The organism is Christiangramia sediminicola (genome assembly GCF_031344135.1).
GTDB classification, from domain to species: Bacteria; Bacteroidota; Bacteroidia; order Flavobacteriales; family Flavobacteriaceae; genus Christiangramia; species Christiangramia sediminicola.
In genome coordinates, this window is the sequence record NZ_JAVJIU010000001.1 from 12,218 (window position 1) to 26,358 (window position 14,141).

The window sequence follows — 14,141 nt, forward strand, 5'->3', positions numbered from 1 at the left end:
AGCACCCGTGTTTCGAAAATCTAGTTTTTTATATTGGATTAAGCTGGTTCCTTCACATTCCCTCCATTTCCCTTATATTTGTCATATTCCCACCCTACAGGAATATTTAATTGCAGCCAAAACATTAAATTCAGGCTGTTTAAATAAACTACAAGACCCAACCTACCATACATGGCAAAAGCAGATATTGATTTTGAGAAAGAACTCTGGGACGCGGCGAACGAACTTAGAGGTGCCGTTTCAGAAAACAATTATAAAAACTACATTCTTCCCCTGGTATTCCTTAAACACCTTAGCGAACGTTACGAGGTGATTCGGGAGGAATTAAAGGGTTTAATAAACGATCCTTCTTCAGATTATCATACTACCGATTCCGAAGAAATGAATTATGTACTGGAAGACCGGGACGAATACCGTTCCCGCAATACCTTTAAAATTCCGGAAAAAGCTTCCTGGCAGTATTTAAAAGACAATGCCGAGCAGGATGATATTAAGGTAAAAGTAGATGATGCTTTTGATGAAATCCAGGGATTGCTTACCGAATACAACCCGCAGCTTCAAAATTTATTGCCGCGAATATTTGTCCGTAGTGAATTGTCACCAAAACAAACCGGCGGCATTATTAACCTGCTTTCCAAACCTAAATTTTCTGAAAAGGAAAATCCCGAAAGTGATGTTTTAGGCCGTATTTATGAATATTATATCGGTCGTTTTGCGATGGCCGAAGGTTCTGGCGCAGGACAGTTTTTTACGCCGGGAAGTATTGTACGTTTACTGGTGGAACTGCTGGAACCTTACAAAGGAAGGATCTTTGATCCTGCCTGCGGAAGCGGGGGAATGTTTGTGCAGAGTTTAAAATTCCTGCAGGAACACGGCGGAAATAAAAGCGATATCGCTATTTACGGACAGGAAATGACCGCGCAAACTTTACGATTGTGCTTGATGAACCTGATGCTGCGGAACCTTTCTTTCGACATCAAACTTGGGAATTCGCTTTTAGATGATAAATTTCCTGAACTAAAAGCCGATTATATCATTGCCAACCCACCATTCAATGTGAGCAACTGGCACCCAGAAGATTTGCCGGAGGGCGACCCCAGGTTATTTGGAACCCGGGAAGAATTCACCACCGATGGTAGCGCCAATTATATGTGGATGCAAACCTTTTGGCACCACCTAAGCGAAACCGGAACCGCCGGGATCGTGATGGCCAACGGCGCGATGACTTCCAATAAAAAAGGAGAAAAAAATGTACGCCAGTATATGGTAGACAATTCTATGATAGATGCCATTGTACGTTTACCCGATAAATTGTTCCTTACCACCGGAATACCTGCCTGCATTTTCATTCTAAGCAAAAACCGAAACGGCAACGACGGCACCCACCGCGAGCGAAACGATGAAATTTTATTTATAGACGCCTCCAAAATGGGCAAAATGGCCAGCAGAAAACTGCGGGTTTTCAATGGTAATGATATCAGTCGAATTGCAGAAACTTACCACAACTGGAGAAACTGCGACGGTAATTACGAAGATGTTGAGGGATTTGCTAAAGCAGCAACTATTACTGATGTACAAAAACAAGATTACAAATTAACCCCGGGTATTTATGTTGGGACCGAAGCGGAGGAAGACGACGGAATTCCTTTTGAAGAAAAAATGGAGGGGCTTAAAACCCAGTTACTGGAGCAGTTTGAAAAAGGAGAGGAACTGAAGGAAAGAATCAAAGCAAATTTTGACAAAATAATTTAAAAGTCGAATTGTGATAATCTGGAAAAATGAACAGAAAAGTAATGTCCTGGTGCATTTAAACAATAGAATAAATTAAGAATTCATTTAGCGCAATGTTATATGTAACTGTAAAATCTAACTTTCATCAAATATTAAGTATAATATGACACTATGCCTAAGCTGGAAAAGAAATAATACTATCCATTTTTCATCTGATTCACGAGTTTCAACAGATGAGGAAAGTTATGCCGACATAGGAATAAAAGTGATGGAAATTCCTGTTATTATAAATGGTCCACGAGATTTTAATACTGGGATTGAAAGAACTGTTTATAATTACAAAATTGGAATTAGTTATTGTGGATCCACGGTTACAGCTCACTTGTTAAAAGAAACAATTTCGGAGGTCTTATTAAACTTACAAGTTTTACCGGACTCAGACAGTTTCTCATTTGAAGGTATCTGTAATGTAGTAAAATTATTCTTCGAACGCACAGCGGAAGAACTTATCAATGGCGCGGATTTGGAACCTGATATTGAATTTTTGTTAGGAGGATACTGTCCCCAACACCAGGAAGTCTTGGTTTATAAATTTGATCTTATTGAAATTGATAATGTGAGTTTTGAAGTAATTTTTGACAGAGTATTAGAGGAAAATGAGGAGTATATTGCTTTAGGTTCTGGTGCCGGAAATGCAGAGAATATACTCAATACCTTAGAAGAAATTCCAGATAATAAATATTTAAAAGTTTTAAAACAAATTTGCAAGGATGAAAATGTACCATCCGTTGGAGGATTCCTACAATATGGGAAATTTCAAAATAATAATTTTAAAGTTTATGGAGTCCAAGATTATATTCAAAATGATAATGGAGGCTTAGAATTTATTTACCCATTTAGAGGTACAATTTTGTATGAAAATGATCTAAATATAAGAGATTTAGGCTTTCACATTGCCGCTAATTTTATACAACCTTTTGAAGATGAAGTGTTTTAAATCTGAGGAAAACTATTATAAACCATTCGCCATCAATAAAAAAAATGCTAAAAATGATCCCAATTCGAATCTTTATACCCGCTTACATCGCCAGATAGGCCTGTGGACGATTACGCTGAAAAGCTCGCACTGATTTAATAAGGGACGTTACCAAACAAAAATATGAGCGTATTTATAAGTTATTCAAGTAAGGATAGAGACTTTGTTGAAAAGCTTTCAATTGAATTAGTCAAAAATAGAATTAACGTTTGGCTGGACAAATGGTCTATGCAGCCTGGAGATTCACTAATCGATAAAATAGAAGAAGGATTGACTGATTCATCATTTCTATTAGTGGTTTTATCGAATAATTCAATTCAAAGTGAATGGTGCAAAAAGGAATTGAATGCGGGTCTAATGAGAGAATTAGATGAAAAAAAGGTTGTTGTTATTCCTATTTTACTGGAGGAATGCAAAATTCCATTATTTCTTAAGGAAAAATTATATGCAGATTTCACACAAGATTTTGAAGAAGGATTACAAACTTTAATTCGTCCCTTAAGGCAACTCTCATCTGAACATATGGGACGTCAATCTGACGGGGAAAACGTTCACGATTTTGCAATAAATTGGGGTTTGGATAAAATAACAGGAGAATATCTTTTGGAAATTGATTGTGTTACTTGGTTTCCTAAGGACAAAAAAACAGTTTTACTGCAAATAATAATTAAAGGTGATAAAACTGCCACTAAGAGGTACAAATCTCAGTATGATTCGGGGTTTCCTCATTTAATGAAAGATACACTTCTAAATGAGTTAAAAACCAATAAAAACACCAAAGATATAAACATACTTTGTCAGAACGATAAAATAGACCCTTGGATGATTAAGCTTATTGATAGTAAAATGAACTTAACATTTGAAATAGAAATAAGAGGTGTTTTAATGGGAGTTGATACTGGAAATGATACCGTTATAAATTTAATTGAAATACTTGAAATGTTAGACAGTTTAAAGCGGACGGAATAAAAAATGTGTGGTCCTTTATTTTAAAAAATGCTCAAATCTGTCATAAATAGAGACTCGTGCCCCTGGCTAATCGGATTGTCCTGTGGTCATTCACGCTCGCTAGTTCACTGTATTTATACGAGATGTTGATTGTAATATAAAGCAAACGATTTTAGGAAATATAAAAAAGCACAAAGGGCAAGGATTAGTCGCCTTCTTAGATATTCTTGGTTTTTCGAAGGAAATTATAGAAAACTGGGAAAGAACCGAAAATAATCCACTCGACAAGCTTCTCGAATTGAAAGAGCATTTACCCTTTTATTCGAATGAAGAACTTGCGGAATCCGATTCTGAAATTAAGGGGAAACGTATTTACCCCTGTAGAGTTCAAACAATATCAGATAGTGTCGTGGTTTCATTTGGGTTTGAGGAAAAACCCGTTTATGGTGATGTGTTTTTGGCTACGATTTCATTTTTTCATACAATTTCTGTCATATGGAGGAATGCTCTGGAAGCAGGATTTACTATTAGGGGTGCTGCTGATTGGGGGCCGATATTTTGGAATGACAAAGAAATAATCGGTCCTTCTTTTATAAATGCTTATTCCCTTGAACAGAATCAATCGAAGTCTTCAAGAGTAATTATTTCATCCTCTCTAAACAGAAACCTGGCGAAAGTTTTTATGGAAGTCAAAACTTTCTGGAATGATGAAATTTTAAAGATATTAAGAAAAGATAATGATGGGTTTCTAATTATAAATCCACATTATTTATACGAAAATGATGACGAAGAAGAAAAAGAACGTTTAATAATGCGCTTAAAAGATTTACGTTCAAAAGCAAATCATATTAATAAAGAGAAGTATAATCCATTACTCACAGCATTAAATTCAGAAAAATTTTCTCTATTAAGTGAGGACCTTGGAAATTATTAAAAACTACACACTACACTAGATGAAAACAATGGTAAAACCTGTTTCAAACCGAAGGGCCGTGCTCGCTTGTTTAGCGGATTATCCTGTGAACAATCAAGCCGCAAACTCGCACAATTTTTAAATGATTTGTTATCAATAACTTAAAAAAAATAAATAATGGGACATAAAAACAAAACATACATAATTTTTGACGGAGATAATGATAAATGGGCTTATGCAAGAATGAAAGGATGGAAAGCATTGGAGCATATCGATTTTGATTTTGAAAATGCTCACGATGAATATAGTTTGACAACCAATGCAAGTAATGAAGATTATATTAAAGGTAAGCTTCGAAAGAGGTTTCAAAATGCAAGTCAAGTAATAGTTTTAATTGGCGAATCAACCAAAAATCTATATAAATATGTTAGATGGGAATTAGAAGTTGCCCAAAACCTGAATATTCCAATAATAGCCGTAAACCTTAATGGAGATAGGAAACAAAATAACAATACTTGTCCGCCAATTATAAGAGATACATATGTTGTTCATATTTCTTTTAAAATGAAAATAATAAAATATGCATTGGACAACTTTCCTTCTGAGTTTAAAAAAAGAACTACAGACAAATCAATCGGCGGTAGAACTTATAATGAATCGGTTTATTCATCACTTGGCTTAAATGACTGAATAATGGAAGAAAAAGATTTTCCTGGCTTGTATCAAGCTTCAGATGCTGCATCATTAAAAGCTCAAAAAAATTATAAAGGAATAATAGCCTACGATTTAATTACAATGATAATTGCATCTGCACTAGCAATATATAATTATCAAGATACAGAACCTAAACTATGGGTTTATGTTATTTCCGGAATTTTTCTTTTGGTCAGCTTTACGTTAACGTTAATAATCCGAACAAAGAAATTTGAAGATACTTGGTATCAAGGGAGAGCATTAGCAGAATCTTGTAAGACGTTAACGTGGCGATTCATAACCTGCGCTGAAAGTTTCGAAGTAAATCTTGATAAAGAAGTTGTCAAAGAAAAATTTATTTCACGATTAAAAGAATTTAGCAATGAATTCAAAGAGTTAAATGAATCTTTAAATGCCAAAACTATAGTCCTTCCAATAATTACAGACAAGATGTGGGAGGTTCGAAATTTAAACACACTAGAAAGGAAGGATTTTTACATTCAAAATAGAATAAATGACCAAAAGGATTGGTATGCAAATAAAGCTGAGTTTAATAAAGAGAAATATGGTAATTGGTTCTTAGTTATAATTTTTTCTCAACTCGTCGCAATTATAAGTATAGGCTTTTTAATCAAATTTCCAGATTCTAATTGGAATTTAGTTGGTTTTTTTACAACAATATCTGCATCGGCTTTAAGCTGGTTACAACTTAAACAGCATCAAGAATTAAAACAGGCATATACAACAGCTGCACAAGAATTAAACTTTATACAAGCTTCATTTGGTGATGTGAACTCAGATGATGAATTAGCCGAATTTGTATTAGATTCTGAGAACGCAATTTCCAGAGAACATACTCTTTGGCTTGCTCAAAAAAGAAAATAATGGTAAAAGGATATAATAAAGCAGATGTTTGGGACAAAATTTCTTGGTTATTAGAACCAAAAGAAGTCAAAGAAAGACCTTGTGTTTTTCTAAGTCACAAAAAGGAAGATAAAAAGGAATGCAGAAAAATAGTTGAATATTTAAAAGAAGCTGAAATTGATTACTATTTAGATGAGTTAGATAAGGATTTACAACAGGCTGCGGCTCAAGGAAATTCAGAGTTGATTACAGAGAGTATAAAAAAGGGCATTAGAGAAAGCACACATATGTTGGTTGTTGTTTCTGAGAAAACATATAAATCTCAATGGGTTCCTTTTGAAATTGGATATGGTCATTCCGCAATCTTGGATAAAGGATTGCAAGAAGGGATAATAGAGAATAGAATTAAACTTTCAGTCTTAACGTTAAAAGATATTTCTGAAAAACAACTACCCGATTTTCTTCAAGTTGCATACATCATTAGGGGAACTAAAAGCTTAAACGAATATATTTCTAAAGTTACTAATAGGTTAGAAAAGTCCTTAATTAATGAGAGTAGAATATTTTCAAACAACCAAAGGAGTCATCCATTAGACGATGTACTAAATTGGAAATTATAAAAGTTAAAAGGTTGGAGATATTACAGATGTTCAAAACTGACAGGCCTTCAAAAAATTCGAAAAATGAGTATTAATTTTCCTAATAAGCCGGATAACTGGAAAGTCTCTGAATTCAGAAGAATAGCTGAACTGAGACACGGTTATCAATTTAGAAATTACGATTTTACCTCAGAAGGAATAAAAATTTTCAAGATAACACAGATAAAAGGTAATGCAACAGTGGACATTTCTTCTTGCAGTTACATTGATCCCGATAGACTCAAAAAGTTCGAGGGTTTCCGTATAAATAAAGGTGATATTTTGATGGCATTAACTGGTGCCACGATTGGAAAAATAGCAAGATATACCGAAAACGAAACAATACTTCAAAATTACCGGGTTGGTAATTTTTTCCCTTTGGATGAAGATGTTTTTTCTAAGGATTATTTATATCATTTTTTACGATCAAAAAATTTTTACAATCAAATTTTAGCGGGCCAAACTCAATCAGCTCAACAGAATATTGGTAAAGAAGACATAAATAAAATGTCGATTCTTGTTCCGCCCATAAAAGAACAAAAATCCATCGCCTCCATCCTCTCTGCTTTAGACGATAAGATTGAGCTCAACCTCCAGATGAACAAAACCCTGGAAGAAATGGCTATGGCTATATACAAACATTGGTTTGTAGATTTTGGGCCTTTTCAGGATGGGGAATTTGTAGATTCTGAATTGGGAGAAATTCCGAAGGGGTGGGAAGTGAAAAACATCAAAGAAATTGCTGAGGTTAACTCTAAGTCCATTAGTAAAAATTCAAAAATTGATATTATTGAGTACATAGATATTGCTTCTGTTGGTGAAGGTTTGGTAGAAAATATTCAGCCTATATTATTATCGGAAGCACCAAGTAGAGCTCGGAGAATTATTTCAGACGGAGACATCGTTTGGTCCACAGTAAGACCAAATAGAAAATCCAGATTTTTAGCTTTAGGTTTTAATAACCGGACTATAGTTTCAACGGGATTTGCTGTTACTTCTCCAAAGACTGTTCCATATTCCTTTTTGTATCCTTTTACTTGCACTGAGAATTTCGTGGATTATTTAGTTTCTAGAGCGACTGGATCTTCATACCCAGCAGTAACTGGGAAAATTTTTGAAGAAGCAAAACTTGTAGTTCCAACCCAAAATATATTGGAAAAGTACAATGAAATAGCCGAACCTTTATACCTACAATTTTCCAAAAATAATATGGAAAACCAAACCCTCACCCAGCTCCGCGACACCTTATTGCCAAAACTCATCAGCGGGGAAGTCAGGGTAAAAGATGCTGAAAAAACCTTATCTGAAGTCTTATGATAGAAATTACGGTTCAAAATGCGGCAATTGAGTATCTAAAAGACCTGGGATACCAGCATCGGGAAGGAAATTCCCTAAACCGGGACCTTAAAAAAGTAGTGCTGGAAGAGGAGCTTAGAAATTTCCTGGTTTCCACTTATCCCGATGTTCCGGCCACGGCTATTAATGAAGCGATGGCGAGTTTCACCCGGCATTCCGGGATGGATCTAGACCACCGCAACCGGGATTTTCACCGTAAACTTACCCAGGGCATTTCGGTTTCCTGGAAAGATAAAAACGGCAAAGAATTGGCAAAACATCTTTACCCAATCAACTACCACGAACCGGAGAAAAACCAGTTTATCTGTTCCGATGAAGTAAAAGTGATAGGGAAAAACAGTCGGCGCGCAGATTTGGTGATCTTCATCAACGGCCTTCCGCTCATCGTTTTTGAATTCAAAAATATGTTTGATGCCGAAGTTGGAGTAGATAACGCCCACCTGCAAATTGGCCATTATTTGCAGGATATTCCGCAGCTTTTCGATTTTAATGCCATCACCATTCTTTCAGACGGAATGCAAACGCTCCACGGGATGTATAATTCTTCCTTAAAATGGTTTGCCCCCTGGAAAAGTTTACGTGGCGACGATATAAAACAGGAGACCGAGCTTCAATTGGAAACCTTACTTAACGGACTTTTTCCAAAAGCTACCCTGTTAAACTACATTCAGAATTTTATTTTCCACGAAGACCATAACGGGAAAATTATCAAAAAAGGAGCGAAATACCATCAATATTGGGGCATTCAAAAAGCAGTAGAAAGCGCCGTAGAAAATCTCAAACCCCAGGGTGATGGTCGGCTGGGAGTGATTTGGCATACCCAGGGCTCGGGTAAAAGTATTTCAATGGCCATTCTTACCGGGATTTTACGCCAAATGCCCGAAATGAAAAATCCTACCATCGTAATCCAGGTTGACCGTTCCGATCTGGATCAGCAATTATACGAAAATTTTGTGTTGGCCAAAGACCTGGTAGGTGATGTACAGCACGCTGATACTACAGAAGAACTAAGGAATCTGCTACATTCAGATGGAGGCGGGGTAATTTTCACCACTATTGAGAAATTCCGTTTAAAAGACCTGGAAGCAGGAAAAGAAACCCGGCACCCATTACTTTCAGAAAGATACAACCTGATTATTATGGCCGATGAAGCTCACCGCACCCAATACGGGTTTCATGATGGCGGCTTCGCACAAAACATACGAAGGGCTTTGCCTAATGCTTCTTTTATCGGCTTTACCGGTACGCCTGTAGACGGCAAAGATGCCGATACGCAAATGGTGTTTGGGCCGACCCTGCACAGCTATGATATAGAACAGGCGGTTAAAGATGGGGCCACAGTGCCCATTTATTACGAGCCTAAAATGGTTCCTTTAAATATTAAAGCCGCCTACAGCGCGCAGCTCGATGAAATTGAAGACGATGAAGATAATCCTTCAAATGCAGTTTGGGCCGCGATAGAAGATGCCGCAGGAGCACAGAGCCGGGTAGAAAAAGTGGCCGGGGATATCCTGGAGCATTTTCTGGCAAGAACGGCTACGCTGGAAGGAAAGGCGATGGTGGTTTGTATGAGTAGGCGTAATTGTGTAAAAATGTATGATGCCTTAACTGCTTTGGATGGCTGCCCTGAAATTGCGGTGATTATGACCGGAAACATCAGTAAAGATCCACCGGAATGGAATAAGCACATTCGCACTAAAGATGCTATGGAATCGGTAAAAAAGCGCTTCCGAAATCCGAAGGACCCTTTAAAGATGGTCATCGTTAGGGATATGTGGCTTACAGGTTTTGATGCGCCGATTATACATACGATGTATGTAGATAAGATTATGAAAGGCCATAATTTGATGCAGGCCATTGCCCGGGTGAATCGCGTGTTTGAAGACAAACCCAGTGGGCTGGTGGTAGATTTTATTGGCATTTCCGGCTACCTGGCAGAAGCAACCAAAAAATATACTTCAGGCGGGGGAAAAGGAAAACCCGCAGTAGATATTGAACTTGCAGTGAACTTATGTTTTGAGCAACTGGAAACAGTCAAAGAGTTAATGGGCGATTTTACTATGGAAGAAATCGACCAAATGGATGATCGAGAAAAACTGCGGTGGTCTAAGAAAGTAATCAACGATCTACTGCAAACTGATCCTATAACCGATAACTTTTTACGGGAAGAAAGAAAACTATCGGAGTTGGTGTCTATGACCAGCTCAGATAAACGTATATGGGAAATTCAGGATGATGTGGCGATTATTCAGAAAATAAGAAAGACTATCAGGAAGATTAAATTTCCGCCGGGCCCGCAGCGAGAGAAAAACGAGCGGATTAAAGATCTTATCAGTAAATCATTGGAATCCCAGGAGATTGTAGACCTGGCAAAGATGTATGACCTGGACAAGATTGATATCTCCATTATAGATGATCGCTTTCAGGCTACAGTAAAAGAAAAAGGAGATGAGAATGTAAAAATTGAATTGCTGCGGCGCATTATCAATGATGAGTTGCGGGTACGAATGCCCAAGAATATTAAAAAAGCTAGGAGACTTCGAGACGAACTTGAAAAGGTGCTGAGTAACTATCATAAAAACAGCCTGGATTCCATAGCCGCGATTAAGCATTTGCTTGATATAGCCGATGAGTTCCAGCAGGATGATATTAGAACCAAACAACTCGGTTTAACCGAGGATGAACTGGCATTTTACGATCTGCTTTCCGCCAATGAAAAGATATTGAATAAAGCCGGTCCTATTCAGGATTTAGTGCATAAAGTAGTAGATTCTGTAAAGAAAAACCTGCAACTAGATTGGACAAAAAAAGAAAATGCTCGGGCAGCAATACGCCTGGCCGTAAAAAAAGAACTCCGGGGAAAAGTACCATTTTCAGAGCTGGATAATTTACTGAAAGAAGTGATTGAGCAGGCAGAAGGGCAGTATAGGGATTGGCCGGTGGAGGCTTAAATTTTAAAATGAAAGATTACATAAAATGAACTCTGTTAATTAAAAAATGAAAAAACAAATCTTATCTCTTGTTGCATTAAGCCTATTCCTATTTTCATGTTCAAAAGACGAGCAAGAACCAGAATCCGAACCTTTATTTGAAATACCTGCGGGTAATGACCAACTTAATATTGATGATTTTAGTATTAAACTCAATGCCCAACTAGATGCTTCACAGATGGGGGGCTGGACTATTGTATCTGGACTCATCGATGAAAAAGTATTTTTTGATAAGGTAGATGAACCACAAACAGTGTTTCATGGTTTACCGGGAGAAGAATACCAATTGGAATGGAGAGTTACCTCAAGAGGAATGGTATCTCGAGATACAATTACCATTAGTTTTGAACCTCTAAAAACGGAAATTACTGATAAAAGTTTAAACTTCTACAGCACTAGAAAACATCTAGAAGCAATAGAGTACGATGGGGGGATTTGGAAAATAGAAGGAGACGATTACCGGTGGATATGGAATCAAAATTTTGGAGGAACTGTTATACCAGATGAAGAATCTAATCATATAAAGTTCTTCGGATACGAAAATAAATCATATAAAATTATTTGGGAAACTTGGTATGGTAGCGTTTCTGCAACTGACACCCTATATTTTGACAGCAAAGAATATCATCAATATGAAGCTTTAGAGTCACTCAACATATTGGGAAATGAATATTATTACAAATTAGATGATAATGGCAATGTAGTCCAATTATTGCTTGGTGGTGATATGGAAGGAACCAAATTCGATAGAATAGATTCCTATCCCAGTCTAAAATCACTGGTACATCTAAAAAGGCTTGATTTATCAGGAGACGGTTTACACGAAAGTCCGGAGGTAATTACCAATAATTATCTTGAACTCGAATATTTAGACCTGGGGGCAAATCATTTTGAAAGAATACCAGGAAATATTGGTAACCTTAAGAAAATGGATACTTTAATTCTTGATCATATGCAAGGCGGGCACAAAATGAAAATGTTGCCTGAAAGTTTTGGTCAACTGGAATCACTCAAGTTTCTTGAATTGGGATCAATGGGGCTTGAAAGTCTACCAGAAAGCTTTTCTGAATTGACTAATTTAGAGTTTTTAGACCTGGAAGGAAATCATATTGCTAGCCTACCTACGGAATTCGGTAATTTGAAAAAATTAAAGCGTTTTCGCGGACCAGCAATTTATACAAATTTACCAGAATCATTCTCTGAATTGGAAAGTTTAGAATTTGCCTTCTTTTATCTTCAAAATTCTAATCCTAGACTGCCTGAAAACTTTGGTGACCTGGATAATTTGGAAACCCTATGGCTTTTTTCAGACATTCATCAGTTGCCTGATAGTTTTACTGATTTAGAAAAAATAAAGGATTTAGAATTTACTGGGGCTACGGAATTGCTTCATAACCTACCCGAAGATATAGGAAAGCTAAATACTCTTGAAAATCTTAGAATACACGGTAGTTTTAAAACCCTACCAGAATCAATAGGCAACCTTAAAAAGCTGAAATTTTTACATATCTCTGGAACACTGGAAAATTTACCAGCTAGTATTGTTGATTTAGAACAATTGGAATACTTGAACCTATATGCAATGAATGTAAAAGCTTTGCCAGAGGACATAAATAAGCTAAAGAATTTAAAAACTATTCGCCTGGGCAACAATAAAGTTGAAGCTATTCCTGAAAATCTCGGATATATGGAAAGCCTTACAGAATTGGATTTGAGCTATAATAGACTTTCAAGCTTTCCAACAAGTCTTTCAAATCTCAAGGATGTTCTAACAAAATTTTATATCAGAGGTAATAACTATTCTAGCGAGGAGTTACAAAAACTGAAAGAAATGTTACCCAATACATATTTATACTATGATTGATTTTCAATTACTCCTAAGTTGAAAATAATTAAAGAATGTTGGTATAAAATATAATCAATAAACCTAAAAGAATGGAAAATAAATTATGGATGGTTAGGTCTGGCGAAAGCGGATATCTCTTTGAGAAGTTTATAGAACAGAGTATCGTTGCCATAGGATGGAATGAAATTGGTGATATCTCTAAAAAACTGAACCTTGAAGATTTAAAAGATAAAATTCAAGCTAGCTACCCTAACTATAAAATAAGCCAGGTCAATAACTTTGCCGGTCAAATTTTTAGGTTTAAGAATGAGTTTCAAAAAGGAGATCATGTGATTACTTATAATCCCGAAACCCGCCAGTACACTTTAGGGAAAATTACTTCTGATTATAAATATTCTGCTGAAAAGGAATTTAACCATTACCGCGAGGTAAAGTGGGAAAGAACCATTCCCAGGGATAATTTAAGTACTAAGACAAAAAATACTTTAGGTTCTGTTTTAACTATTTTTAAAATTACCGGGAATGCCTGGGAAGAAATTCTTGGTAAAACCAGGACTGCAACTTCCAATGAAAGTTTAGAAGATAATTCAGAGGATGAAGAAGTTGAAGAAACTCTAGATTTACTAAAGGAGAATTTTGAAGCTAAATCCCACGAGTTTATAAAAGACAAAGTGCAGGCACTAGACTGGGAAGAAATGGAAGAATTGATAGCCGGGATTTTAAGAGGAATGGGATATAAAACAATCTTAACTCCTAAAGGTCCAGATAGAGGTGTAGATATAGTGGCATCACCAGATGGACTAGGTTTAGAGAATCCTAGAATTAAAGTAGAAGTAAAACATCGTCAAAATTCTATGGGAGCTTCCGAAATAAGGAATTTTATTGGAGGCCTTAGACCAAATGATAAGGGGTTGTATGTATCAACCGGAGGCTTCTCAAAAGATGCCAAATACGAAGCAGAACGATCTAATAATCCATTAACCTTAATTGATCTTGATTTACTGGTACATCTCATAGTTCAACATTATGATCAGTTTGATCCCGGTACCAGGTCCCTTATTCCTTTAAAGCGAATTTATTGGCCAGTATAATTTTTTAGAAATGGATAATTTGCTTAAAGAAGTAA

General features: G+C 36.3%; 11 protein-coding genes. All 11 read left to right on the top strand.

Features of this window, described 5'->3' with window-relative positions; all coding sequences use genetic code 11:
* Positions 1 to 171 precede the first annotated feature (171 nt).
* Complete coding sequence (locus RE431_RS00065) at positions 172 to 1,752, top strand: type I restriction-modification system subunit M (protein ID WP_309559915.1); 1,581 nt, start codon at positions 172 to 174, stop codon at positions 1,750 to 1,752.
* Positions 1,753 to 1,894: 142 nt separating this feature from the next.
* Positions 1,895 to 2,728: a hypothetical protein gene (locus RE431_RS00070; protein WP_309559916.1), complete on the top strand. Its 834-nt coding sequence runs from the start codon at positions 1,895 to 1,897 to the stop codon at positions 2,726 to 2,728.
* A 162-nt stretch (positions 2,729 to 2,890) separates the two neighbouring features.
* Entirely contained in the window at positions 2,891 to 3,736 is an 846-nt protein-coding gene (locus RE431_RS00075) for a toll/interleukin-1 receptor domain-containing protein (RefSeq protein WP_309559917.1), read from the top strand.
* A 277-nt stretch (positions 3,737 to 4,013) separates the two neighbouring features.
* Positions 4,014 to 4,649: a hypothetical protein gene (locus RE431_RS00080; RefSeq protein WP_309559918.1), complete on the top strand. Its 636-nt coding sequence runs from the start codon at positions 4,014 to 4,016 to the stop codon at positions 4,647 to 4,649.
* A 156-nt stretch (positions 4,650 to 4,805) separates the two neighbouring features.
* Complete coding sequence (locus RE431_RS00085) at positions 4,806 to 5,318, top strand: TIR domain-containing protein (RefSeq protein ID WP_309559919.1); 513 nt, start codon at positions 4,806 to 4,808, stop codon at positions 5,316 to 5,318.
* Between the two features lie 3 nt (positions 5,319 to 5,321).
* On the top strand, positions 5,322 to 6,206 hold the full coding sequence (locus tag RE431_RS00090) for a DUF4231 domain-containing protein (protein WP_309559920.1): 885 nt from the start codon (positions 5,322 to 5,324) through the stop codon (positions 6,204 to 6,206).
* Positions 6,206 to 6,805, top strand: a complete 600-nt coding sequence (locus RE431_RS00095) for a toll/interleukin-1 receptor domain-containing protein (RefSeq protein ID WP_309559921.1) — start codon at positions 6,206 to 6,208, stop codon at positions 6,803 to 6,805. The genes RE431_RS00090 and RE431_RS00095 overlap by 1 nt, the downstream gene beginning before the upstream one ends.
* Before the next feature lie 63 nt (positions 6,806 to 6,868).
* On the top strand, positions 6,869 to 8,140 hold the full coding sequence (locus RE431_RS00100) for a restriction endonuclease subunit S (RefSeq protein ID WP_309559922.1): 1,272 nt from the start codon (positions 6,869 to 6,871) through the stop codon (positions 8,138 to 8,140).
* Positions 8,137 to 11,130, top strand: a complete 2,994-nt coding sequence (locus RE431_RS00105) for a type I restriction endonuclease subunit R (protein WP_309559923.1) — start codon at positions 8,137 to 8,139, stop codon at positions 11,128 to 11,130. Before RE431_RS00100 ends, RE431_RS00105 begins: the two co-directional genes overlap by 4 nt.
* 46 nt (positions 11,131 to 11,176) lie before the next feature.
* The gene (locus RE431_RS00110; protein WP_309559924.1) at positions 11,177 to 13,033 is read left to right on the top strand and encodes a leucine-rich repeat domain-containing protein; all 1,857 of its coding nucleotides are present in this window, start codon (positions 11,177 to 11,179) and stop codon (positions 13,031 to 13,033) included.
* Positions 13,034 to 13,104: 71 nt separating this feature from the next.
* Entirely contained in the window at positions 13,105 to 14,106 is a 1,002-nt protein-coding gene (locus tag RE431_RS00115) for a restriction endonuclease (RefSeq protein WP_309559925.1), read from the top strand.
* Positions 14,107 to 14,141: the final 35 nt, after the last annotated feature.